Raw genomic sequence first — 26,999 nt, 5'->3', positions numbered from 1 at the left:
TTTATATAACATTAAAGTCATTATCTATAGTTATTACACACTCATAATAAGGAGAAAGCTCTTTCACCCTCACTGAAATAATATTTTTTAATTCCTCATCACTAATTTCTTTTCCACGTTTACTAGAGTCTACTACCACATCAAATATGAGATTTTTATGTTGCCCTTCCCCTACTACTCTAAAGTCATGCATGGACTTTACAATTTCTATTTCATTTAAAATATTCTCTAGTTCCTGTTGAGTTTTTAAAATTTCTTTATCCTTTACACAAATTGGATCAGTGTGGATCACAAGATGTATATTAAGATTCTTAGAAATCTCTTTTTCAGCTTTATCTATAATTTCATGAATATAAACTATGGAAGCGTTACTAGGCACCTCTGCATGAATAGAAGCCATACATCTTCCAGGACCATAATTATGAATGATCAGATCATGTACACCGGTTATGCTGTCGTAGGATAAGACGCTATCTTTTATATTACGTACAAGTTCTTCATCTGGAGCTTCTCCTAGAAGAGGACTTAAGGTATCTTTTACTAAAGAGTATCCAGAATATAATATCATTAAGGCAACTAGTATTCCGATATATCCATCTATAGGAAAGGTTATAAAGCGGGATAATAGTAAAGAAAGTACTACAGTACTTGAGGTTACCACATCACCTAGAGCATCTATAGAAGCCGCTTTTAATGCAGAGGAATTGATGCTCTTCCCTACAAAACTATTAAACTTGCTTAACCATACCTTAAAGGATATGGAAATTAACAGTAAAACAAAAGGTAAGGTTTGGAACTTCACAGGTTCAGGATTTATTATTCTTTGGAAAGAGGATTTAATAAACTGAAAACCTACCAGCATAACCATAAAAGCTACAATAAGACCAGAGATATACTCAATCCTACCATGCCCAAAGGGATGTTCTTCATCAGCAGGCATGCTAGATAATTTGAATCCTAATATGGTAATTATGGAAGAGGCTGCATCAGATAAATTATTAAAGGCATCAGCAGTAACAGCTATACTGCCAGCAATTATTCCCACGGATAATTTAATAATGAATAAAAGTGAATTTATTATTATTCCTACTATGCCCCCAAGAAATCCATAGGAAGTTCTTACTTTTTCATTATCTGTATTTTTATAATTCTTTACGAATGTTTTTACAAGAAAATTAGATAGCATAAAAACACATCCTTACAGTTATTATCTTATCCATAATTATAACACAGAGATTAATAGGAATCTACAAGATTAGATTATCAGTTGATAATAAAGTAAGCATAACTTTTAATTAAATTGTAGATAGAAATTTTTGTGATAACATATGAATATATAAGAAATAGGGCTTGACTACTAGTGATTCCATATCAGATAATAATAGTGATTATCATTAATTATACATCTCATATCAAATGATAATGATGTGTTTGTTATTTCTAATAAGAATATTTAGTTATAAATACTATAATTTTAAATTATAAAATAAAAAATTATAAATAATATAGTTATTGACAGTTAGGAGATTTTAAAGTATAGTATTCTTTAAAATAATAAAATTTAAAAATGAATATATTCAGGTACCCTAGGGTAGAGGAGCTGTTAATTAAGAGTAATCATCAAGAGCTGGCAAGTGTAGAGGGATGATGAAAGGGATTATGGCCGAAGGAGATAAGTTGGCGGACTTGTTTCCTGGTCTTTCATAAAATATATGGAGGATTGTCATCAAGATTTTTCTTGATGGAGAGCTACAAAGGTACACCACTGTTTATCTATATAAAAAATTTTTATAGTACGCAGCAAAGGTGTCCTTTGCTGCGTACTATATTTGTATGCCCAATATTATTCTGAATATAAGCATTAAATAGTATTGGAGGTTTTTTATATGAGATTATTTGGAACAATGGAAGTAGTTAAAGATAATTTAAGCATTGGAGGAGTAGATACTACTGCTTTGGTAGAGGAGTTTGGAACCCCTTTATATGTAATAGATGAAGCTTTAGTAAGAGATAATTGCAGAAGATATTTTAATAGTTTTAAGGTTAAGGAAAGAGATAATAGAGTAGCATATGCAGGTAAGGCTTTTTTAACTATCGCTATGTGTCAAATTATAAAGGAGGAAGGTCTTAATTTAGATGTAGTATCTGGAGGAGAACTTTATACTGCATTTAAAAGTGGGTTTCCTATGGAAAGGATATATTTTCATGGAAACAATAAGACCTTTGAAGAAATAAATATGGCATTAGGTTTTGGTATAGGAAGGGTTGTAGTAGATAATATACAGGAACTTGAAATAATAAATAAAATATCTTTAAGCCTTGGAAGAGCTCAAGATATACTTTTAAGGGTTACTCCAGGAATAGAAGCTCATACTCATGAATATATAAAGACTGGTCAAATAGATTCAAAGTTTGGATTTAGTGTGTTAAATGGAAACTTAATAGAAATTATGGATATTATTAAGGAAATGAAGGGAATTAACTTTAGAGGGTTACACTGCCATATAGGCTCTCAAATATTTGAACCAGAAGCATATGAAGCTACTATAGATGTTATGACAGAGATGATAAGAGATTTAAAGAAAATCACGGGTATATCTGTTAAGGAATTAAATCTAGGTGGGGGATTTGGAATTTATTATAAAGAGGGAGATGAACCTAAGGAAATAGAGGAGTTTTCCAATATAATCATAAATAGAATGGATGAAAGATGTAGGAATTTGGATATAGAGGTTCCAAGACTTATAATAGAACCAGGTAGATCTATAGTTGGGAATGCTGGAACCACATTATACACAGTAGGATCCATAAAGGATATACCTAATGTAAGAAAATATGTATCTGTAGATGGTGGCATGACAGATAATATAAGACCTTCGCTATATAATGCAGAATATGAGTGTGTTCTAGCTAACAAGGTTACAGGTAGTTTAGATGAGCAGGTAACTATATCAGGAAAATGTTGTGAGTCTGGAGATGTGCTTTTAAGCGATGTAAAGATACCTATTGCAACACAGGGGGATGTATTAGCTGTGCTTTCTACAGGAGCTTATTGTTATGCTATGTCTAGTAATTACAACAAGATTCCTAAAGCTCCTGTGGTTTTAGTAAAAGATGGACAATCTACTCTAATATGTAAAAGGGAAACCTATGAAGATATAATAAAAAATGAGCTTTATATAAATGCAGTTTAACTGAAAAGCCTTATAAGTTAAATTGTGTTTAAAACAATAGAAAGGTTAGTGACTCTAAAATAACCCCAATTTTATATACCAAAATATATAAAAAGTGTTAAAATGGTAGTAAGAGTTCAAGAAGGGGGTAGTACCATGGAACAAAATATTAAATTAGCAAATGAATTAATAGATTTTATCTATGAAAGTCCTACAGCATTTCACGCAGTAAGTACTGTAAAGTCAGTATTATTAGGAGAAGGCTTTAATGAATTAAAGGACTCAGAAAAGTGGATGCTTGAAAAGGGTGGAAAATACTTTGTAACTAAAAATGATTCTGCTCTTATTGCTTTCATTGTAGGAAAAGGAGCTTTAGAGCAGTATGGATTTAAGCTAATAGGTGCACATACGGATTCACCTTCCTTTAGAGTAAAACCATCTCCAGAGATGACTTCAGAAAATATTTATGTAAGGTTAAATACGGAAGTTTATGGTGGCCCAATACTTAATACTTGGTTAGATAGACCTCTTGCTATAGCAGGTAGAGTTACATTAAAAGGAGAAAACCCTTTATTTCCAGATACAAAGCTTGTTAATGTTAATAAGCCAATACTTGTAATACCTAACTTAGCAATACATATGAACAGAGAAGTGAATCAAGGTGTAGAGCTAAACAGGCAAAAGGATATGCTTCCATTATTATCACTTATAAATGAAAATCTTGAAAAGGACAGATACTTATTAAATACTGTAGCTTCAGAATTATCTGTAGCTGTAGAAGATATATTAGACTTTGATTTATTCCTTTATGAGTACGAAAAAGGAAGGGTTATAGGATTAAATGAAGAATTCATATCTTCACCAAGACTAGATGATTTATCTATGGTTCATGCAGGAATAAAGGCTCTTATAAACGCAGAAGTGAACATGGCTACTAATGTTATGGTATGTTTTGATAATGAAGAGGTTGGAAGTTCAACAAAACAAGGTGCTGACTCAAATCTATTATCTGATATATTAGAAAGAATAGTTTTAAGCTTTAATGGAGGACGTGAAGATTTCTTTAGAGCTTTAGCAAGTTCGTTTATGATATCAGCGGATTTAGCTCATGCTGTACATCCAAACCAGGGAGAAAAACATGATCCCATAAATAGACCCGTTATAAATAAGGGACCAGTTATAAAGATAAGTGCAAATCAAAGTTATACATCTGACAGTAATTCTATTGCAGTTTATGAGCAAATATGTAAAAATGCTGGAGTACCAGTACAAAAGTTTGTAAATAGATCAGACTTAAGAGGTGGATCTACTATAGGACCTATATCTTCAACACATTTACACATTCGCTCAGTAGATATGGGAACACCTATACTTGCAATGCATTCTATAAGAGAACTTGGAGGAGTTGAAGACCATAATTATGTAATTAAATCCTTTGAGGAATTTTATAGAATTTAACAACAAAGAGTGTCAGGCTTATTAAAAACATAATATTAATTCAGATAATGTACCTATTAAATCTAAGAATAAACAATAATATTATAGAACTATTAACAAAATTTAATTTTGTTAATAGTTCTATTTTTTTATCTATTTATTTTTTATATTTAATAATTTTATATAAATATGGAAACACTAATGGAGCATGATAAGAGTATAAAAATAACCTAATAAAAGGAGTCTGATATTATGATATATATCTATCTAGCTATATTTGTAGCAATAGCTGCTTTATTTATGTATCCATTAAATCTAAAAAGTGATCAGGGAAGAGAGGATAATACAAGAATTAATTATAAGGAAGATAAGGAAGATAATTTTAAAAGGATGAGTTTAGAAGAATTAGTTTTAAATTTATCTGAACAGAAAATTATACCAAATAAAAAAATTAAAAAAAAGAGACTAATGCAAGTTTTAGATAGAGAATATAAAAATATAATAAGAAATTATGAAGAGTTGAAGAAAAGGGCCAAGAAAGAAAAACTACTAATTGCTTCAGGGGAATGGCTTTTAGATAATATATATATGATTGAAAAAGAATTTAAAACAGTAAAATATAACATGCCCAAAAGTTATTACAAATATTTACCTATAGTTCAGGAACAGAGTTCCTATAGAAATCTTAGGGTATACTCTATTGCAAAGGCTTTGGTTAAGTACTGTGATAATAGTATAGACAAAAGTACTGTAGAGGAATTTTTAATTGCTTATGAAAAGTATAGGCATCTCTCTATGGGGGAACTATGGTGCCTTCCTTTAATGCTAAGAATGACTTTAATAGAATCTATAAGTAAAAACTCCTTTATAGTGAATGAAATTCATAAAGAAAAAGAAAAAGGAGATATTATAGCGGATAGAATAATTACAGCTTATTCTAAAGATAGACTTAAGGAAGAATTGGATGTATTAATGAATGAAGATATCTCCTATAGTGATGCATTTATAGATAGATTGATAAGTTGGATAAAAGACAATGGATTGGATGAGGAAGAAATTTTTAAATGGATAGAAGAAAAGTATGATATATCAAAAGAAGAGATTTATCTAGCTATAAGAAGACAGAGTTTAGTTGAATCTAATCTTCAAATATCTATGGGTAATGCTATAGGTTCTTTAAGAAATATAGATGCTACAGATTGGAAAAAGGCTTTTGAAGATATGAGCTATGTAGAAAAGATACTTTCTAAAGATCCTTTAGGTATATATAAAACCATGGACTTTAATTCACGTGATTATTATAGACATAAGCTAGAGAAGTTTGCAAGGATAGTTAAATGCGAAGAAAGTTTAGTGGCAGAGAAGGTTCTCCAGTGTTCTATAGATAGTAAAAGTTTATTTGATAAGGGTGAGATCAAAGAAGAATATAAATGTCATGTAGGATATTACTTAATTGATGAGGGAGTTATAGATCTTAAAAACTCTCTTAACTATAAGGATAGCTTTAGTGAAAAATTAAAGTTATTTACAAATAAATATAAGTTTTCACTTTATAGTTCTACTATTATATTAGTTGTGCTGCTTTTTCAGTATTTAATTTTAAGTAGTATATTTAGAAGGGATCCTAATATTCAAAGTTATAAATATGTATTAGGATTTATATTGATGATTATTCCTTTAAGTGAAATTGTTATATCAATTTTTAATTGGAGTATAAGTAAGCTTATGCCGCCAAGATTTGTTCCTAAGATAGAGTTTAAGGAAGATATCCCAAACAATTGTAAGACTATGGTAGTAATACCTACTTTAATAAATAATGAAAGTAGGGCAAAGCATCTAATAGATGACTTAGAGATTTATTATTTGGCCAATAGGCATAAAGGATTGTATTTTGCTATATTAGGAGATTTTAAGGATGGAAAAAATAAAGAAGAACAAGGTGATGAATCAATAATAAATACTACGTTAAAAGAGATAAAAAAATTAAACGAAAAGTATTCACAGGGAGAAGACATATTTTATTTCTTTAATAGATATAGACAGTACAATGAAAAAGAGGGCATCTGGTTAGGCTGGGAGAGAAAAAGAGGAAAACTCATGGAGTTTAATTATCTAATAAGAGGAGACAAGAACACTAGTTATAATGTAATAAGTGGAGATATTAATAAACTCCAAGATATAAAATATATAATAACATTAGATGCAGATACAAAGTTACCTATAGGAACAGCCAAGGGACTTATTGGAGCTATGGCTCATATATTAAATAAACCTAATATTGATAGAACCTTAAAAAAGGTAGTAAGAGGTTATGGATTGATGCAACCAAGAGTTACGGTGAGCATAGAAGCTGCAAGTAAAACCTTTTTCTCAAAGCTCTTTTCTGGTGAAACGGGAATAGATACATATACAACTGCAGTATCTGATGTATATCAAGATATCTTTGGAGAGGGTATATTCACAGGAAAAGGAATTTATGATGTAGATGTGTTTAACCAAATGCTACAATATGCTATTCCAGAAAATTCAGTATTAAGTCACGACCTTTTAGAAGGAAGTTATGTAAGATGTGCATTAATTACAGATTTACAATTAGTAGATGGATATCCCGCATACTACAATTCTAGCATCTTAAGATTACATAGGTGGGTTAGAGGAGATTGGCAACTTCTACCTTGGTTATATAAAAAATCTCCTATTAATTCATTATCAAAGTGGAAGATACTTGACAATTTAAGGAGAAGTCTATTAACTCCATCTATTATACTTTTACTATTATATGCTTTAACTTTGGCACCTTTAAGCTTTAATACATTTACCTTAGTAGGCTTTATTGCTATGATTTGTCCTATTTTATTTCATATAACTGATATTGTAATAACACCAATAAAGGGAATAGGGATCTCAGGAACTTTAAATTCCTTTAAAAAAACATTAGAACAGGTGATTTTAATATTTTCATTTATCCCCTACCAAGCTTATATGATGATGGATGCTATTTTAAGAACTTTATATAGGTTATTTATCAGTAAGAAAAATCTTCTTCAATGGCAGACAGCAGCAGATGTAGAAGCAAGAGCCGGAAAGAGGATAAGGGACTATATAAAATCCATGATAATGGGAAGCTTTATAGGTATATTAATAGGTTATCTAGCTTTTGTAAATAGCAGGGAGGCCTTTTATACTTATTTGCCTATAACTATTCTTTGGGTGATAAGCCCAATAATAGCTTATTACATTAGTAAAGAAAATGTTGATTATAGAGAAAGAATATCTAGTGATGAAGAGCTAATTCTAAGAAATATATCAAGAAGAACTTGGGCATATTTTGAAGACTTTATAAATGAGGAGAGTAGCTGGTTAGCACCAGATAACTATCAAGAAGATCCACTAAAGGGAGTGGCTCAAAGAACTTCCCCTACTAATATAGCTATGGCATTTACATCTAATCTATCAGCCTATGACTTAGGATATATAGGTATAGAAGAACTAATGGGGAGAATGGATAAGTCTTTAAATGCTATAAGAGATTTAGAAAAATATCATGGACATCTTTATAATTGGTATGATTCTACAAATGGTAAACCCCTATATCCTAAATATGTTTCCACAGTAGATAGTGGAAATTTAGTTGCCTATCTATGGATGGTACCAGAGGCTATTAAGGAATATTGTAAAAAAACACTAATAAATGAAGAGGCAATAAAGGGCCTTCAAGATACAGTAAGGCTTGTAAAAGAAGAACTACCTGATAAAGATATTTATTTTAAGGAGGATATTGTAAGTTATAACTCTATAGAAGAATATAAGAATACCCTTAATGTTATAAGAAATAATTGTATTGATATAGAGAAAAAAGAAAAGGAATCCTATTATTGGAACACTAAATTAAAATCCATGGTAAATAAAAGACTTAAAGAGCTTCAAAACCTATTACCTTGGTTAGATAATGCCATTATAAATGGAGGAGATTTTAATAAGAAATTGATGGATACAGTAATGAATAGTCCATTAGAGCAATTACCAGAGCTACTAGAAAAATTAAAAAATGCAGAAGGATGTTCCTTTGAATGTGAAAATCTTATTGAAAATAGTATTAAACAAATTAATAGACTATTAAGCAGGATGAAAAATTTATGTTTAAAGTGCGATAAATTAGTTAAGGATACAGATTTTAAAGTTGTATACAATAAGGAAAGAGGAATATTTTATATTGGATATAACTTAGAAGATAAAAAGCATAGTGATTCTTATTATGATTTATTAACTTCAGAGGCCAGGGTAGCTAGTTATATTGCAATTGCTAAGGGAGATATAGACGCTGATCATTGGTTTAAACTAGGAAGATCTGTAACAAAGATTGAAAGAAATAAGGCATTAGTATCTTGGAGTGGAACGATGTTTGAATATTTAATGCCACTACTTATGATGAAGGTTTACCCAGATACTTTATGGGAGGAAACTTATGAGTCTGTGGTTAAGGCACAGAAAAATTATGGGGATAATCATAAAATTCCTTGGGGTATATCTGAATCTGCCTATTTTCATTTTGACTCAGAGCAAAACTTTCAATATAAAGCTTTTGGGGTACCACAAATTGGGCTTAAAAGAGGATTAGAAGAAGAAATGGTTATATCACCTTATGCTACAGTTATGGCACTTATGGTGGATATAAAGTCTTCAATTCATAATATAAAATCCCTGTTAAATATTGGAATGCTAGGCAGATATGGACTATACGAAGCTATTGATTATACAACAGAAAGAGTACCTAAGGGAAAGAAAAATGCCATAATAAAATCCTATATGGTACACCATCAAGGAATGAGTTTTATGGCTTTAGATAATGTGCTTAACAAAGATATATTCCAAAAAAGGTTTCATAATATTAAGGAGGTAAAATCTGTAGAACTTTTATTACAAGAAAAACCTGTAAACAGGATAATCTATGGAAGACGAGATGATTTTTCACCTATAGATAAAACTAATTATGAAAAAAATATAATAATTAGAAGATATAATAATCCAAATACTGAGTTCCCAGAGATTCAGATATTGTCTAATGGAAGTTATTCTTTAATGGTTACTAATGATGGTAGTGGTTATGGAAAGAAAGAAGATATTATGCTATATAGGTGGAGAGAGGATCCTACAACTTCTTTTGGAGGACATTACTTTTATATCAAAAACTTAAATTCTAATGAGTTTTGGAGTGCAACCTATGAGCCTTGTAAGTATCAAGGAGAAGATTATGAGGCTATATTTTCCTTAGACAAAGTTCAATACAAACGACGTGATGGAAATATTACTACCAAATTAGATATTACTGTATCTAAAGATGATAATACAGAAATAAGAGAGCTAACTATAACTAATAATAGTAGCAGTACTAGGTATATAGAAATAACAAGCTATATGGAAGTAGCCTTATCTAAATATGTTTCAGATATAGCACACCCAACTTTCAGTAACTTATTTATAAACACGGAATATATAGAAGAGGACCAATGTCTTATAGCTAGTAGAAGACCTAGAAAAAAGGGAGAAGTAAACCATTATGTAATGAGCAAGGTTATTGTACGTGGAGAAACTGTGGGACCTATGCAATACGAAACAAATAGACTTAATTTTATAGGAAGAAACAGAAGTCTTTCAAATCCTTCAGTTATGGATAATGAAGCTCCTTTAAAAAATACTGTAGGTTATGTTCTAGACCCTATATTAAGTCTAAGAAGAGTCATTAAGCTTAAAAAGGGTGATAGTGCTCAGATAGCATTTGTTACCTCTATAGCAGAAAGCAAGGAAGAACTTTTAGAGATTTCAGAGAGATATAATAGCTTAAGAACTATAGATAGCGTTTTTCAAGTTTCAAACAATCAAGTTAGAGCTGAACTAAAACAGATGGGAATAAAGTCAAATCAAGCAAATCTATATGAGGTTTTAGCTTCTAAAATAATATTTATAAATCCTTCCAAAAGAGAAAGAGAGAAGTATTTAAAAAATATAATTAGAAGTCAAAAAAATTTATGGAGCTATGATATATCTGGAGATTATCCTATAGTTTTAGTTAAAATCAGTGATGAAGATGGCTTTGACTTAGTAAGGCAAGTTCTTAAGGCTTATAAATACTTAAATAAAAAAGGAATAGAATTTGACTGTGTAATCATTAATGAAGAACCAGTCTCTTATGATGAACCAATACAAAAAGAAATTTATGACATTGTGAGAAATTTAGGACTTAGTTATAAAGAAGGAAAGAGGTCAGGAATATTTATTAAAAGCAAATCTAATATGGAAGAAGAAGATATTAATCTTATTATGGCCATTGCTAGATTTGTATTTTATGAAGAAAAGGGCAACTTTACATCTCAGATAATGGAAAACCATAAAGAGGAGGATAGTGCTGTTAAATTAAACAATATTCAATATGATTCAAAGGAAAGGGCAATAAATTTCATTAGAAATTATAATTATAAGGATAATGAAAGTGTTATACCTAACATAGTATCCTATGATTCCCTTGACAAAGGGTGGAATAGGGAATTAGAAGGTAATAAACCTCTTAAATGGTTAAAGGTAGGGTTTGATTCAGAGTTTAGTGCTGAAATTAGTAAAAATTATAGAATAAATAGAGAGTCAAACTTAAATGTAAATAAGTTTTTTGATACATCAAACTTACTGTTTTTTAATGGTATTGGGGGATTTCATCCAGAAAGCAATGCTTATGTGATATGTCTAAGAAATTATAATAATACACCAGCACCGTGGATAAATGTTATGGCAAACCAAAGTTTTGGATCCTATGTTTCAGAAAGTGGGTCTTCACATACTTGGAATAAAAATAGTAGAGAAAATAAAATAACTCCTTGGAACAATGATGCTGTAATAGATTCTATGGGAGAAGCTTTGTTTTTAAGAGATGATGATACTGGTGATTTTTGGAGCATAAGTCCAAAACCGGTAAGAGATGAAGGTGAATATATAATAGAACATGGCTTTGGTTATAGTAAGTTTTCTCATGTAGCTTATAATATCCAAGGAGAGGCAACCATGTTTGTAGATATAAATGAACCTATTAAGTATCAGATAATAACAGTTAAAAATCAAAGCACTGAAACTAGAAATCTTTCTGTAATATACTATGCTAGAATGGTTTTAGGTACATCACCAGAGGAGAGCTGTAACTATGTATATACTCAAATAGATGAGGAGTTTATTTGGGCAAGAAATCCTTATAGTGAGCATTTTGGAAACCTAAAGACCTTTTTAAAAATAACAGGAGGGACAGATTTAAGCTTTACAGGAAATAGAAGGGAGTTTATAGGGAAGGGTGGAGCATTAGAATATCCTTTAGCTATAAAAAAGCAAGGACTTTCTAATATGGCAGGAGCAGGTTTTGATCCTTGCCTTTCACAATGTACCCAAATTACATTAAATCCTGGAGAAGAAAAGAAACTAGTAGTATTTTTAGGAGAGTATGAAGATATTCATAATATAAGAACTATTTTAAAAACCATGGAAGATATAAAAGCTGTAGAAGATAAATTGCATCAAGTTAAAAGCTATTGGGAGGAGATTTTAGGAAAGATTAAAGTAGAAACTCCTGATAAGAGTATGGATATAATGTTAAATGGATGGCTTATGTATCAGACTTTATGTTGCAGATATTGGGCGAGAACTGCTTTTTATCAATCAGGAGGAGCCTACGGTTTTAGAGATCAGCTTCAGGACTCCATGTCTATAGGCTTGTTAGATAAGAATATAACAAGAGAGCAGATATTAAGAAGTGCAGGTAGACAATACTTAGAGGGAGATGTACAACATTGGTGGCATCCTGTGATAAACAGTGGTATACGTACTAGATTTAGTGATGATCTATTGTGGCTACCCTTTGTAACTGCAGATTATATAAATCATACTGGAGATATTTCTATTTTAGATGAAAGAATACCTTATTTAAAGGATGAGCCTTTAAAGGATGGTGAAGATGAAAGATATAATGTGGTTACTAGTTGTGACAAGGATGGAACTATATATGAGCACTGTTTAAAAGCCATAGATAGAGGTTTGAACTTTGGACCACATAACATACCTCTAATGGGAAGTGGTGATTGGAATGATGGTTTTAGTACTGTGGGAAATAAGGGTACAGGTGAAAGCGTATGGCTTGGATGGTTCTTATATAATATACTAGATAATTTTATTGAAATATGTGCTATTAAAAAAGATGACACTACTAAAAAGAAATATGAAGAATCTAAAGTTTTTATAAGAGAAAATTTAGAAAAGAATGCTTGGGATGGAGGTTGGTATAGAAGAGCTTATTTTGATGATGGAACTCCACTTGGCTCTATAGAAAATAGGGAATGTCGAATAGACTCCATATCTCAAAGCTGGGCTATAATTTCAGGGGCTTCGGATTTAAATAGAGCTGAAAAGGCAATGGAAGCAGTGGAAAAAAATCTTATAAGGGAAGATAAGGGAATGATAGTTTTACTATCACCTCCTTTTAATAATTCTAATTTAGAACCTGGATACATCAAAGGATATGTACCGGGAGTTAGAGAAAATGGAGGACAATATACTCATGCTGCTGTTTGGGTTATAATGGCTATGGCTAAATTAGGATACAGTCATAATGCGTGGAGATTGTTCAATATGATAAACCCAATAAATCATTCTTCATCTATAATGTCTGCAGAAACTTATAAAACAGAGCCTTATGTAATGGCAGCAGACGTATACTCTTTAGAACCTTATGAAGGTAGAGGCGGTTGGAGTTGGTATACTGGAGCGGCAGGATGGATGTATAAAGTAGCCATAGAAAATATATTAGGATTAAAGATAATTAAAGGAGAAGGATTCACTGTTGTACCTTGTATTCCACAAGAATGGAATGAATATAAAATAACCTATAAAAGGGAAAAAGAAGTTTATAATATTCATATATTAAGAGGGGAAGAAAAAAAATTATTAATTGATGATATGGTAGTGCCAGAAGGTTTTATAAACTTTAAAGAGGGAGAACATAATATTAAGGTTTATATATAAGATAAAAGCTACCCTATATTTTGTAAAATATAGGGTAGCTAAAACATTAAATGATAAGCAAGCTAAAGAGCGGTGGTTATATGGGTTAAGATGATGGAACTGTAAAGTTTGATAAATAAAATCATAATAAAGGTTAATCATAATACTAATATTTCTTATCTTTAAAATACAGCTTAAACATAATTTATCCAAGAATTAAGCTATAATTTTATTAAGGTTAATAGAAAAATAAGTGATATTTTATTTATCAAGTTCAGAATCGTTATCTTCACCTAATATGTCCTTAAATCCATTGTAAGTATAATTAAATTCTACATTAGCTATATTATTAGAAACTATAGGATCCTGTACTGGATCTGGAAGCTTTGAGCAACTGTCTTTATTTTTTTCGGAACAAGACTTTAACTCCCTAGGTGCTTGCTCTAAATAGTCTCTCTGATGGGGACCATAAGTTATTTTATTTTTATCATTCATTTCATATCACCTCTATATTTATTATGTGGAGTATTTTTTAAAAGATAATATAAAAAGTATGTTATTAGTGAATAAAAAAGGAACAAAGAGTAAAAATTATATAAATATTAAAAATTTTCTTTGAGTGAACTTGGATTGGAATGTAGTATGATATATAATTGAATTATGCATAGCTTAATTTTAAAAATTTAAGGAGGAATATAAATGGCAAAATTACATGAAATTTACAAATGTGAAGTCTGTGGAAATATAGTAGAGGTTGTACATCCATCAGGAGGAACTCTAGTATGTTGTAATCAGCCAATGAGGCTTTTAGAAGAAAATACTGTAGATGCTGCAAAAGAAAAACATGTACCTGCAGTTGAAAAAGATGGAGATATGGTAACTGTTAAGATTGGAGCTGTTGAACATCCAATGGAAGAAAAACACTATATAGAGTGGATAGAAGTTATAACTGAAAATAAAGTATATAGAAAATACTTAAAACCAGGTGAAAAACCAGAAGCAACCTTTAAGGTATGTGGAGAAATAATATCTGTAAGAGAATACTGTAATATCCATGGATTATGGAAAGCTTAAAATTATATAACAATTAAAAATACCTTCAAGAACACTGTTCTTGAAGGTATTTCCTATTTAAATTCATTAGTTTTTTCACTAAATCTAATCTGTAGTCTTACCCACATCAGATAGAATAAGGTCTTTATTGTGCTCTAGAGCCCAGTTTATACCCCATTCATTTTGGAATATAAGTATGTTTCTATCTTTTAAGTCTACAACTTTTTTTGTATCACTAGTTAGATTTAGAGTATTCATATCTAAGCCTTTATTTTCAATCCATCTAACATATCTGTAAGCTAATCTATCCATTTTTATATCTACATTATACTCGTTTTTAAGTCTGTATTCTAATACTTCAAATTGAAGCACTCCAACCACACCTACTATAATTTCTTCCATACCTATGAAAAGTTCTTTAAACACCTGTATAGCACCTTCTTGAGCTATCTGAGTTATACCTTTTACGAATTGCTTTCTTTTCATGGAATCCACAGGTCTAACCCTTGCAAAGAACTCTGGGGCAAAGGTTGGTATACCTTCAAACTTGAATTTATTATCTGCCTTACAAAGAGTATCTCCTATGCTAAATATACCTGGATCAAAGACTCCTATTATATCTCCAGAAAAGGCTTCATCAATTATCTCTCTATCTTGAGCTAAGAACTGTTGAGGCTGAGATAATTTTATCTTGTTATTGCCCTGCATATGAAATACTTCCATACCTTTTTTAAACTGTCCGGAGCATATTCTCATAAAGGCAATTCTATCCCTATGAGCTGGATTCATATTTGCTTGTATTTTAAACACAAAAGCAGAAAAACTCTCTCCGAAAGAGTCTATTTCACCTATGTTTGATTGTCTTGAAATAGGTGGCGTAGTTAATTCTAAAAAGTTTTTAAGGAATGGTTCTACACCAAAATTAGTAAGAGCACTTCCAAAAAATACAGGAGATAATTCACCTTTTCTAACCTTTTCTATATCAAATTCATCTCCAGCAATATCTAATAGTTCAATATCCTCTATTAGTTTATTGTGAAGAGCTTCTCCTAAAAGGTCATTAAACACAGTATCTTCTATACTTCCTTTTACAGATTCTACTTGATTTTGACCATGATTGCCTCCACCAAAGACCTGAATAGTGTTAGAATCTCTTTCGTAAACACCTTTAAATTCATGTCCTGAGCCTATAGGCCAGTTCATAGGATAGGACTTTATGCCAAGTTCATTTTCTATATCCTCTAGTAGTTCAAAAGGATCTCTTGTTTCTCTATCCATTTTATTTATAAAAGTAAATATAGGAATACCTCTTAGGGCGCAAACATGGAATAGCTTTTTAGTTTGTTCTTCTACACCTCTTGCTCCATCAATAACCATTACTGCGCTATCAGCAGCCATTAAAGTTCTATATGTATCTTCACTAAAATCCTGGTGTCCAGGGGTATCTAATATATTTATACAATATCCATCGTAGTCAAATTGCATTACAGATGAAGTAACAGAAATACCTCTTTGCTTTTCTATTTCCATCCAGTCAGAAGTTGCGTGTTTTGCAGCCTTTCTAGCTTTAACAGAACCTGCAAGCCTTATGGCTCCTCCGTATAACAGTAGTTTTTCTGTAAGAGTAGTTTTACCAGCATCGGGGTGAGAGATTATGGCAAAGGTTCTCCTCTTTTCTATTTCTTTTCTAAGATCCACTATAAAATCCTCCTTATGTTTTCAAGGATTAAACCCCATTCCACTTTGGAAATGGGGCTTTAATTCTAAACATAGTAATTATAACAGTTAAAAAGAAAATTTTCAATAATAGTAATTTTTAAGATTTATGAAAATTAAATTTTGTTTTAATGTTAAACTATAGCATGTAATTATAGAATAGTGAAAATCCATAGATAAAAGAAATGATACTATGGATAGTTTTTATGTTACTATGAATTATAGCAAGATAATAGGGATTAGTATAAGAGATGTTGGAGGGAGAGTTTACTTATGGAGAATTATCCTAAAGGATTTGAAGAGTTCAGTGAGGCACGTAGAAACGGATTTATAAAAGTTAAGGAATTGAAGGATCAGGGTAAAAAGGTAGTAGGTACATTTTGCACATTTACTCCAGTAGAAATAATATTTGCAGCAGGGGCTATACCGGTATCTTTATGTGGGATGAGTGGAGAGCCTATAGAAGATGCAGAGATAGATCTACCACAAAATTTATGTCCTCTTATAAAATCAAGTTATGGTTTTGCAGTTACAGAAACCTGTCCTTATACATATTTTTCTGACTTAATAGTAGGTGAAACTACCTGTGATGGCAAAAAGAAGATGTATGAATATTTAGGAGAAATAAAAAATGTACATGTAATGCAGCTTCCACAAAATTTAGATAGAAAAGATTCCTTTACACTCTGGAAAAATGAAATAATATATCTTAAGGAAAAAATAGAGGAAGATTTTGGGGTTATTATTACAGAAGAGAATATAAAAAAGGCCATAAGAGATAGAAATAAAGAAAGACTTTTGCTTCAAGAATTTTATGCTCTTTCAAAGCTTTCTCCTCCACCTATAAGTGGATATGAAATGCATAAAGTTTTAGATGGAGTTTCCTTTACTTTAGATAAAAATGAACAAAACAAAAAAATTAGAGAAATGATAGATGATATAAAGAGTAAGTATGAAAATGGAGAAAGAAGGATATCTAAAACTGCATCAAGGATACTTATTACAGGATGTCCTATAGGTGGAGTAGCAGATAAGGTGATAAAATCTATAGAAGAAAATAATGCAGTTGTAGTATGTTATGAAAATTGCTCAGGAGTTAAGGAAAAGAGCAGACTTGTAGATGAAGATATGGAACCTATAGATGCCCTTGCAGAAAAATATTTAAACATAGGTTGTTCTGTTATGTCTCCAAATACTAATAGAATAAATTTATTAAATGAACTTATTGATGAATATAAAATTGATGGGGTTATAGAGGTTGTTCTTCAGGCTTGTCACACCTATGCTGTAGAAACTAAAAAAATTAAAGAGTTTGTTACAAAGGAAAAAGGTATTCCTTATATGTCTTTAGAAACAAGTTATTCACAATCAGATATTGGACAAGTAAAAACAAGAATATCAGCCTTTATAGAAATGTTATAAGTTATCAATATAAGACACAAGAGTATTTTATAGTTATATCTCTTGTGTCTTTAATATTAAAAAATATTATCTAGGAATTAAACCTATTTTCTTTTGCATCTTTCTTAAAGTTTTCATGGCTACATAATTTGCTTTATCGGCTCCTTTTTTATATATTTCCTCTAAATAAGTTTTATCATTCATAAGGTCTCTAACTTTGTTTTGAATAGGCTCTAATTCAGAAACTATAGAGTCAGCTACGTCTCTTTTAAGTTCTGCATAGCCTAAGCCTTCGTAGCTTTTTACTATATCTTCAGCAGGAACTCCTTTTATTGAGCTTAATATATTTATTAAGTTCTTTACACCAGGTTGATCATCAGTATAATTAACTACACCGATACTGTCTGTAACAGCTCTACTAACCTTTTTTCTTATAACTTCAGGAGGATCCATTATTAATATATATCCATTTGGATTTTCTTCAGATTTAGACATTTTCTTACTAGGATCTTGTAAGTCCATTATTTTAGCTCCGAAAGTAGGTATATAAGCGTCTGGTACGGTAAAAGTAGGGCTGTAGACTCTATTAAATCTTTCTGCTATGTCTCTTGAAAGCTCTAAATGTTGCTTTTGATCGATTCCTACTGGAACTAAATCCGCGTTATATAAAAGTATATCCGCTGCCATAAGTACTGGATAGGTAAACAAACCAGCACCTATAGATTCTCCATACTTTTGAGATTTGTCTTTAAATTGTGTCATTCTCCCAAGCTCTCCCATATAGCTATTACAGTTTAATAACCATGAAGCTTCTGAGTGAGCTGATACATGAGATTGTATAAATAATGTGTTTTTTTCAGGAACTATTCCAGAGGCTATATATATTGATAAAATCTCTAAGGTTCTTCTTCTAAGCTCCTTAGGTTCTTGTTTTACAGTTATAGCATGCAAATCTACTACACAAAAATAGCAATCATACTCTTCTTGAAGATTTACCCAGTTTTTTATAGCTCCTAAGTAATTTCCTAATGTAAGATCTCCAGAAGGTTTTACACCACTAAAGATAATTTTTTTTCTTTCTTCCATAAGTTACACTCCTTTAAAAAATTATAAATAAAAAAACGCTCTATGAAAATCATAGGGCGTTTATATTCACGCGGTACCACCTAATTTAAGGACAAAGTCCTCATCTATTAAGATACTATCATATCCTACCTTTGTAACGTAAGGTAAACGGCTTAAAGTACTAAAATTTCATCTAAGCACATCCAAGACCCATTGGGCTTAATCATGATTGCTGTATTTACACCATCAACAGCTCTCTGTAAATCTGTTTTTAAGCTTACTTACTTCTTTTTAACGTTTTAAATTATATTACTTTATAATTATTCAATAAAATTTATTCTGTGATTTAATTATATACTATAATTATCTATTATACACCATTTTTTCTTCCAAATAAAGCATCTACTACAAAGATTATAGCAGCTAATAATAGTAATAGATGTATTAAGCTTCCTCCTACCCTAAATATAAGACCTATTAGCCAAAATAAAATTACTAGACCACCTATCCATCTTAATATTGTCATAGTATCACTCCTTTAAATCTTTGTTAATAGATTTATCTATAATTTTATTATTTCACAATTCTTTATCTAATATTCAAATTGCTAATAATTTACTGAGTAATAAAGTGTATCCATACATTTTATTTTTTAGGTTTTAAACTATATAATTTAAAGTAGTAGACATTAAGTAATTGGAAGATTCAGATGAGATTTTCTCATAAAGATGTCTATCTTTAACTGAAACTTATAAGAATTTATCTACAGGAAGGGTAGTCATGGCATAAAATTTATAATTTATATTAAGGAGGAGTATTAAGTGGAAAAGAATAATGAATTATCAAAGAGGAATATTAAGATTCAAGACTTAGTGTATATGTCTCTTATGTCTGCACTTACTCTTTTAGCTGCCTCATTTATAACTATACCTTCATATAATGGAGTAATACACATTGGGGATAGTATAGTATTTATATCAGTAGTTGTGCTAGGTAGAAAAAAGGGTGCTATATCTTCAGCCCTTGGAATGTTCTTATTTGATATACTTCATGGATATACTTATTGGGCACCATTTACACTGATTATAAAGGGAATTATGGCCTTAATAGCGGGGTATTTATGGGAAAAGGGTGAAAGTAAATCGATTATTCAGGGGGGGGTGGCTTTTTCTATGTCAGGCTTATTTATGATATTAGCCTACTTTTTATCAGGTGCATTAATAAAGCTATTGTTTTCAGGAAAAGCTATTACATTTACACAGGCGCTTATAGTATCCTCCTATGATATATTTGGAAATGTGCTTCAAGTGGTAGTAGGAATAATTATCGCTATGCCTATAATAAAAGGAATAGAAGCTTACAGAAAATCCTAAACATCTATGGTAAGAATCTTAATTGCATATAATGTTAAAATAAAAAAAGGACTAATCTGAATATCAGATTAGTCCTAAACATACGAGAAAATAATATCCTAATATCTTCTTTCTCTAGAGTTTTTTTCAGCCTTTCTTGCTTTTCTGCACTCAGGGCATCTTACTGGATCGTTTTCAAATCCTTTTTCTTTAAAAAACTCTTGTTCTCCTACTGTAAATACGAATTCTTTTCCGCAGTCTTTACAAACTATGTTCTTGTCTTCCATTTTACAAACCTCCTTGTGATCATAGGGTTAATTTACAGATAACTTCTTCCCATGATCTAAGGAAGGGAAATTACCTTATTAAATTAGGACCCAATAATTATAGAGCAAAGCTCATAGGAATATTATATCATATAGCACTAATATTTCAATAAAAAATTAAGGCTTTGACCTAATTTTATATAGGGTAAAAGCTACTATAGGTACTAATAAATAATTGAATAAACATATGTATAAATAGTGGTTTAGTAGTTGGAATAATTTATAATTATTCTTTGTAATAAAATAGCATGTGATATATATGATAACTATAACTATGTAAGAAAAATACTTACTTATTCGTGTTTCAAAAAGCTGTTCGATTACATAACAAAAAGTTTTAAAAGTCAATAAAAATTTTATAAACCACCCGCCGATTATTTCCATCAATATAAGAAAATCGCCGCTCTCAATAAATCTCCAAAAGCTAACTCTCTGAGTTTGAATAAGTTTAGGATAAAATATATTGGTATCTCTTAGAGGACCAAAGGTAGCAACTAACCCCATTATTGAAAATATTTCTATTATACTTGTTATAATCAAAGCTATTATAGTGTATTTTTTTAATTTTTTATTATCTTCTACGCTAGATATGTAGGGCAAGGTTATTGCTATGCTAGCATAAGCAGAGACTATTTTAATTATACTTAATATAAAATCCTTGGTTATGCCGTTTTGCATTATAGGAAGTAAAAGTTTATAAGATTTATATTTTTCAACCAATATTTCCGCTAACACTCCCGATAAAAGCATAAGTCCTAAGGCTATTATAGTTACTATTAAGATGCTTCTCATATCTTTTCTTACTATATATAAGCTTGGAATTATTAGTATTAATCCTATATACCAAGGAGGGGATTCTATGAATATATTAGCATGAATTGCACTTATTTCTATAGACATAGATTCTATTGAACTTAGTAATAGGTTTAAAGCATAAAAAAATAAAAGTATACATCCTAAGTATTTTCCGAAGGCTTTTTTATAAATTCCTTTTATACTAATGGAAACATCATAATTATATATAGAAATTATGTAATTATAATAAATATAAAAGATAATGGAAGCTATTATTGTAGCAATCCAAACATCCCTTCCATTGTGGGCTGCAAATACTGAGGGGTAGGTTTTTAGTGACATAATAGCTGTTCCAAATATTAAAAACATAAAATGTTTTGCAGATATTTTATTCATAGTTCACCTCAATAATAATAGTTACTTATTATTATTAACAAGATTAGGTATATTAAACTAAAAGATGATAATAATAATTTTAGGTGATGATATGAGTATTTATTTATATATAAAAGAACAACTAGACGGAAATATAGATATTAAGTTTAGACATATAAAAAGTGCATTGGGAAACACAATAGTCGTATTTATTGACGACTTAAGCGATAAAAATTTTATAAGTGAACATATAATTGAACCTATAAGAAAAAATAAAGAAAATATAAGTATCAATAATATTGAAAACATAGTAGATTCAAATACCTTTGAAAAGGTAAAGGATCAAAATGATGCTCTTTATCATATCCTATCAGGGGATGTGGTTATTATATTTGATGAGCTAGACATTGCTTTTTATTGTGATTCAAAAATGTACGCTAAAAGAGGGATAAATATACCCATAACTGAATCCGTAATAAAAGGACCTAGAGAAGGATTTTCAGAAACCCTGGTGGATAATATATGTCTTTTAAGAAAAAGGTTAAAAACCCAAGAACTTAGAGTAGAGCCTTCAATATTAGGAAGTAAATCTAAAACTTCAGTGGTACTAATTTATGTTAGGGGCATAGCTGATGAAAGGCTTGTAAATTATATAAAAGGAAAAATGCAAGAAATAGATGATGACTTTATATTGGACACATCATATATTGAAGAAAAACTAAAACATAATCACACATTATTTGACACTATAGGATATAGTGAAAAACCAGATGGAGTAATAGCTAAAATCATGGAAGGTAGAGTGGCAATATTGGTAGATGGAAGCCCTTTTGCACTTACAGCTCCACATTTTTTTGTGGAAAATTTCCAAACTCAGGATGATTACTATTCTAATAGGTATTACAGTAACGTTATGAGAGTTTTAAGATATATAGCGCTATTTATAGCTACTTTTTTGCCTGGATTATATCTTTCAATTGTTACATACCACTTTTCCTTAATACCCTCAGTTTTTGTATTTAGATTAGCAGTATCTAGGGCAGGAGTACCTTTTCCTACAGTAATTGAAGTAATTATGATGATGATATTTTTTCAATTAATAAAAGAGGCTGGTATAAGATTACCACAGCCGATAGGTCAAGCTATGAGTATTGTGGGAGCTTTAATCTTAGGAGATGCTGCAGTGGGGGCCGGTCTAGCTTCACAGATTACCATACTTATTGTAGCTATAAGTACTATATCCTATTTTTTAATTCCTAATATATATGGGGCCATATCTGTTTGGTCTATGGGATTGGTGATTTGTGGTTCTCTTTTAGGGTTACCAGGATTTTATATGGGATTTTTTGTGCTTATAAGTCATTTAGCTTCTTTAACAAGCTGTGGATACCCTTATTTATTTCCCTTTGGAACTGTAAGAACTTTAAAATTTAAAGATACTTTTTATAGAAAACCATTAAGTGAAATATCTAATAATATATTTTTCAAGGATGATGTAAATGATAAATAGAAAATTAATAGTAAAAAATATTGTTAAAGTCCTTATTTTTATTTTATTATCTTCAAGTTTATGTGGATGCTTTAATTATAGGGATGTTAATAGAGTGGCCTTTGTTACAGCTATTTTATTTGATGTAGATAAAGATAAAAATATAATAATATATCTGGAAGCCTTTAAGCCTTTTAGAAGTGCATCTAGTGCCTCAGAAAAAGGACAAAGATTGCTTTTTAAAGGGATTGGTAAAACAATATTTGAAGCTTCCAGGAATATTAACTTAAAGTCCTCTTTTATAATTAATTATACTCAAAATAGAGCTTTAATATTTACTAAAAATGCTGCGGAGTTTGGTATAGATAAATATATAGATCTTCTAGAGAGGGATCAGGAATTTTTAGTAAGACCTTATCTTTATATATATACAGGAGAGCCAGAGGAACTTATGAATCTTAAGATAGAAGCAGAGGAGTATATAGGAATATTTTTGAATGATTTAATTCAAAATGTAGGAGTATCTTCAAGAGCTGTAAATATAACTTTAGCAGAATATCTTTTAAAAAGAACTTTGCCTAGCAAAACTACTGTATTAACAACTATAGATATAGATCATGAAGGTTTATCAAAGGTAATTCAAATAAATGGAGGGGCAATCATAAAGGATGATAAATTAGTTGAGATTATGTCAAGAGATCAAGGTCAGGCATATAATTTTTTAAATAACACTGTGAAAAGAGGGACTTTAGAGATAACAAATCCTGATGAGCCAGATAATTATATAACCTTGGAGATATTAAAAAGTAAGACAAAGAGCAAAATAGAGTTTGAGGGAGAAAGAATTAAGTTAAAAAAAGATATAAAGATAAAGGTAAGTATTGGGGAAGTGCAAGGTGAGTTAAAAGTGGATTCAGAAAAATTAAGTAAAATAAAAGAAAATTCGGAATATAATATAGCTAAATACAGTAAGATGGTTTTTGAAGGATTTAAAAATAAGAATATAGATATATTTGAAGTAAAACAGGAATTAAGTAGAAAATATCCTAAGATAGAAATACCTGATAATTATATGTATTTAACAGATATAGATATAAATGTAGAGGTTTTTGTGGAAGGATCTAATAGTATATTAAATTCACTTTGATATATTCACTTTATTATTTAGATATTTAAAAAAGTAGTAGTTGATTATATATTAGAAATATTTTAAACTATATTTATTACCATATATAAGAAAAGGGGTAGAGAAGTATGGCAAATAGTTATTCTTTTGATATAGTATCACAGGTTGATATGCAAGAAGTAGATAACGCTATAAATCAAACTTTGAAAGAAATAAGTCAAAGATATGATTTTAAAGGTAGTAAATCAACAGTTGAACTTGGTAAAGATGAGATAAAAATAATTTCTGATGATGAATTTAAACTAAAGTCTGTAATAGAAATATTAAAATCTAAGTTTATAAAAAGAGGTATATCTCCAAAGGCTTTAGATTTTCAAAAGATGGAGGATTCTAGTTTAAGTACAGTAAGACAAACAGCAAAAATAGTTAATGGGATTTCCAAAGAAAAGGCAAAGACCATAGCTAATGAAATTAAGGTTAGCAAGATAAAGGTTCAAACGCAAATACTTGATGACCAATTAAGAGTTACAGGGAAAAATAAGGATGATTTGCAAGCGGTAATAGCTCTTTTAAAAGGAAAAGATTTTGATTTAGAGCTTCAATTCACTAACTATAGGTAAGTATTGTTATGAAATCCTAGTTTAGGGGAAGATAAGAAATGGATAGTTATAAGGAAAAGTATGAAAGGGTATTGGAAGAATTTGAAACTTATCAGAATTTTGCAGAAACACAGATACAACTTCTCAGTGAGAAAAATATACAATTAGAAAAGAACATGGATGCTCTTGTAAATATTGTAGAGATAAGTAAGTATATAAACTCATATTTAAGTGATGAAAATCTCATACCTATGATAAATGATATGATAATAGGCATATTAGGAGTAACATATTCATCTGTTTATTTAAAAGTAAATGGAGAGATGGTTATGAAAGCTAGTAATATTCAAGATTCCTCATTAATACTTATGGAAAATAAGTATATTAAAAGAATCGAAAATGGTAAGCCTTTTATATTAAACTGTAAAGAGCCACTTTTTCAGACAGAAGATAGAATAGATTTACATTCCATAATAGGAGTGCCTATACAACTTAGAGATAAATTCATAGGTTATATAATATTAGAACATACCCTATGGAACTTTTTTGGCTATGACCACATAAAATTTATATCCTCTATAGCAAATCAAATTGCTATAGCAATTGAAAATAGTTTTCTTTATAAAGAGATACAGGAACAACTTAAAAGGGATCCGCTACTTGGAATATATACAAGAAAATATTTTATTGATTTTGTAGAGAAAAAAATAAATAAATCAAAAAAAGATATCTTCGCCATTGTCATGATAGACTTAGATGATTTTAAAAATATAAATGATCGTTTTGGACATCAATTTGGAGATACAGTTCTTTTAAACACGGTAGAACTTATAAAAGATAATTTAAATCCAAAGGATATGGTGGCTAGATATGGGGGAGAGGAAATTGTATTATATATTGAAGAGGCAGAAAACTCTAAAGCTGTTTATGAGAAGATAGACTCTATAAGAAAAAATATAAAGGATAATAAAGTGGACTTAAGGCAAAATAACTATAAAATAACAGCAACCTTTGGAATATCTTATTACCCTAAAGATGGAAGAGATGTAAACAAACTGCTTCAAGTAGCAGATGAGTTATTATATGAAGGAAAAAGATCAGGCAAAAATAAAGTTTTAGTTAATATATAGATAAGGGAGGAACTTTTCTTGAAAGAGATGGGATTCTCCCTTTTTATTTATTCAAACTATTTCATCTACAATACAATTTAGTTTTTCTATAATATACTTTACTGTAGGTATAGTATATTATAGGTAAATTAGGAGAAAATATATATGGATAGGAAAAAATTAATAATTCTATTAAAAACAAATTAAAAAACAAGTTTTTTAATAAAGGATAGAGGAAAAAATTTTTAATTATTTATCAAGAAATAGATTATTTTAAATAACATGTAAATAAATTATTAAGTTTAAAAGCAATATTGAAAAAATATTCTGAATATTATATAATCGTATTAACAGGATATTTTTCACCTGAAATATAATGAAGGGGTGGTTAAAATGATACATGTGTTTTGTAGTGAAAGAGGTACAGGAAAAACTAAGGCTTTAATAGAACGAGCAAACAATAAAGCAGAAGAAGCAAAAGGAACTGTCATATATATAGATGATGATAGAAGGCCTATGTTTGATTTGGATTCTAGAATCAGAATGATCACTACTGAAGATTTTAAATTAAAAGATTATGATGAACTGTATGGTTTTTTGTGCGGCATACTTTCAGAGGACTATGATATAGAAACTATCTTTATTGATGGATTGTGTAATGTTGTCTCTGGAAATTTAGAAGATGCGGCACATTTGTTTTTAAAGATGGAAAAACTAGCTCACAATTATAAGTTGGAGTTTTATATAAATATTAATGGTCAATGCGCTGCTATGCCAGAATTTATTAAAAAATATGTAGCTTAAGTTTAAAAAGCTTATTTTACAGTTAACAAACTGTTAAAGATAAATCCTTTGCAAAATAAACCGATTAAAAAATTAAGTTTTTTAATCGGTTTATTTTTCACCATATAAATCAGTAAATTGCAAAAGATTTTAATATTTTAAATAAGCTT

18 protein-coding genes, 1 riboswitch and 1 other annotated feature are annotated in these 26,999 nt (G+C 29.9%); of the genes, 11 read left to right on the top strand and 7 right to left on the bottom strand.

Translation table 11 applies throughout. The annotated features are described in order from the left end of the window. Position 1 precedes the first annotated feature (1 nt). A complete protein-coding gene (locus KQI89_RS06595) occupies positions 2-1,186 on the bottom strand; it encodes a cation diffusion facilitator family transporter (protein ID WP_216456405.1) in 1,185 nt (394 codons plus the stop codon). A gap of 398 nt (positions 1,187-1,584) precedes the next feature. Beyond that, positions 1,585-1,760, top strand: a riboswitch (Lysine riboswitch). 126 nt (positions 1,761-1,886) lie between these two features. Between KQI89_RS06595 and lysA the strand changes: the two genes are divergently transcribed. The 3 genes from lysA to KQI89_RS06580 all read left to right on the top strand — a co-directional run bounded on the left by lysA (position 1,887) and on the right by KQI89_RS06580 (position 13,661). After that, positions 1,887-3,194, top strand: coding sequence for a diaminopimelate decarboxylase (gene lysA / locus KQI89_RS06590; protein ID WP_216456404.1), 1,308 nt, complete (start codon positions 1,887-1,889; stop codon positions 3,192-3,194). Between the two features lie 135 nt (positions 3,195-3,329). Then, a complete protein-coding gene (locus KQI89_RS06585; RefSeq protein ID WP_216456403.1) occupies positions 3,330-4,631 on the top strand; it encodes a M18 family aminopeptidase in 1,302 nt (433 codons plus the stop codon). Positions 4,632-4,862: 231 nt separating this feature from the next. Next, positions 4,863-13,661: a glycoside hydrolase family 94 protein gene (locus KQI89_RS06580; protein ID WP_216456402.1), complete on the top strand. Its 8,799-nt coding sequence runs from the start codon at positions 4,863-4,865 to the stop codon at positions 13,659-13,661. 240 nt (positions 13,662-13,901) lie between these two features. On the opposite strand, the gene KQI89_RS06575 is transcribed toward KQI89_RS06580, so the two are convergent. Continuing rightward, on the bottom strand, positions 13,902-14,135 hold the full coding sequence (locus KQI89_RS06575) for a hypothetical protein (protein ID WP_216456401.1): 234 nt from the start codon (positions 14,133-14,135) through the stop codon (positions 13,902-13,904). 204 nt (positions 14,136-14,339) lie between these two features. On the opposite strand from KQI89_RS06575, the gene KQI89_RS06570 reads away from it, so the two are divergent. After that, complete coding sequence (locus KQI89_RS06570; protein ID WP_216456400.1) at positions 14,340-14,714, top strand: desulfoferrodoxin; 375 nt, start codon at positions 14,340-14,342, stop codon at positions 14,712-14,714. A gap of 84 nt (positions 14,715-14,798) precedes the next feature. On the opposite strand, the gene KQI89_RS06565 is transcribed toward KQI89_RS06570, so the two are convergent. Continuing rightward, the gene (locus tag KQI89_RS06565) at positions 14,799-16,394 is read right to left on the bottom strand and encodes a peptide chain release factor 3 (RefSeq protein WP_216456684.1); all 1,596 of its coding nucleotides are present in this window, start codon (positions 16,392-16,394) and stop codon (positions 14,799-14,801) included. A 288-nt stretch (positions 16,395-16,682) separates the two neighbouring features. Here KQI89_RS06565 and KQI89_RS06560 point away from each other — a divergent pair, with 288 nt between their 5' ends. Continuing rightward, a complete protein-coding gene (locus tag KQI89_RS06560) occupies positions 16,683-17,831 on the top strand; it encodes a double-cubane-cluster-containing anaerobic reductase (RefSeq protein ID WP_216456399.1) in 1,149 nt (382 codons plus the stop codon). A gap of 66 nt (positions 17,832-17,897) precedes the next feature. Here the strand turns inward: KQI89_RS06560 and trpS are convergent, their stop codons facing one another. After that, positions 17,898-18,896 carry a tryptophan--tRNA ligase gene (gene trpS / locus KQI89_RS06555; RefSeq protein WP_216456398.1) on the bottom strand — a complete coding sequence of 333 codons (999 nt, stop codon included), beginning with the start codon at positions 18,894-18,896 and terminating at the stop codon, positions 17,898-17,900. A gap of 49 nt (positions 18,897-18,945) precedes the next feature. Then, positions 18,946-19,178, bottom strand: a binding site (T-box leader). A gap of 67 nt (positions 19,179-19,245) precedes the next feature. Then, complete coding sequence (locus KQI89_RS06550; RefSeq protein ID WP_106383681.1) at positions 19,246-19,401, bottom strand: lmo0937 family membrane protein; 156 nt, start codon at positions 19,399-19,401, stop codon at positions 19,246-19,248. Positions 19,402-19,696: 295 nt separating this feature from the next. Here KQI89_RS06550 and KQI89_RS06545 point away from each other — a divergent pair, with 295 nt between their 5' ends. Then, positions 19,697-20,248 carry an ECF transporter S component gene (locus tag KQI89_RS06545; RefSeq protein ID WP_343216330.1) on the top strand — a complete coding sequence of 184 codons (552 nt, stop codon included), beginning with the start codon at positions 19,697-19,699 and terminating at the stop codon, positions 20,246-20,248. 98 nt (positions 20,249-20,346) lie between these two features. On the opposite strand, the gene KQI89_RS06540 is transcribed toward KQI89_RS06545, so the two are convergent. Beyond that, a complete protein-coding gene (locus KQI89_RS06540; protein WP_032122280.1) occupies positions 20,347-20,514 on the bottom strand; it encodes a zinc-ribbon domain-containing protein in 168 nt (55 codons plus the stop codon). 156 nt (positions 20,515-20,670) lie between these two features. Beyond that, positions 20,671-21,744, bottom strand: coding sequence for an endospore germination permease (locus KQI89_RS06535; protein ID WP_216456397.1), 1,074 nt, complete (start codon positions 21,742-21,744; stop codon positions 20,671-20,673). Between the two features lie 91 nt (positions 21,745-21,835). On the opposite strand from KQI89_RS06535, the gene KQI89_RS06530 reads away from it, so the two are divergent. The 5 genes from KQI89_RS06530 (at position 21,836) to KQI89_RS06510 (ending at position 26,850) form a co-directional block, all read left to right on the top strand. Further along, complete coding sequence (locus KQI89_RS06530; RefSeq protein WP_216456396.1) at positions 21,836-23,233, top strand: spore germination protein; 1,398 nt, start codon at positions 21,836-21,838, stop codon at positions 23,231-23,233. Continuing rightward, on the top strand, positions 23,223-24,359 hold the full coding sequence (locus KQI89_RS06525; RefSeq protein ID WP_216456395.1) for a Ger(x)C family spore germination protein: 1,137 nt from the start codon (positions 23,223-23,225) through the stop codon (positions 24,357-24,359). The genes KQI89_RS06530 and KQI89_RS06525 overlap by 11 nt, the downstream gene beginning before the upstream one ends. A gap of 107 nt (positions 24,360-24,466) precedes the next feature. Beyond that, entirely contained in the window at positions 24,467-24,958 is a 492-nt protein-coding gene (locus KQI89_RS06520) for a YajQ family cyclic di-GMP-binding protein (protein WP_032122277.1), read from the top strand. A 38-nt stretch (positions 24,959-24,996) separates the two neighbouring features. Next, positions 24,997-26,067, top strand: a complete 1,071-nt coding sequence (locus KQI89_RS06515) for a sensor domain-containing diguanylate cyclase (protein WP_216456394.1) — start codon at positions 24,997-24,999, stop codon at positions 26,065-26,067. A 372-nt stretch (positions 26,068-26,439) separates the two neighbouring features. Beyond that, on the top strand, positions 26,440-26,850 hold the full coding sequence (locus KQI89_RS06510) for a hypothetical protein (protein ID WP_032122275.1): 411 nt from the start codon (positions 26,440-26,442) through the stop codon (positions 26,848-26,850). Positions 26,851-26,999 lie beyond the last annotated feature (149 nt).

Origin of the sequence: Clostridium simiarum (assembly GCF_018919175.1) — a bacterium.
Taxonomy (GTDB): domain Bacteria; phylum Bacillota; class Clostridia; order Clostridiales; family Clostridiaceae; genus Clostridium_L; species Clostridium_L simiarum.
This window is presented reverse-complemented; position numbering and strand designations above follow the sequence as displayed.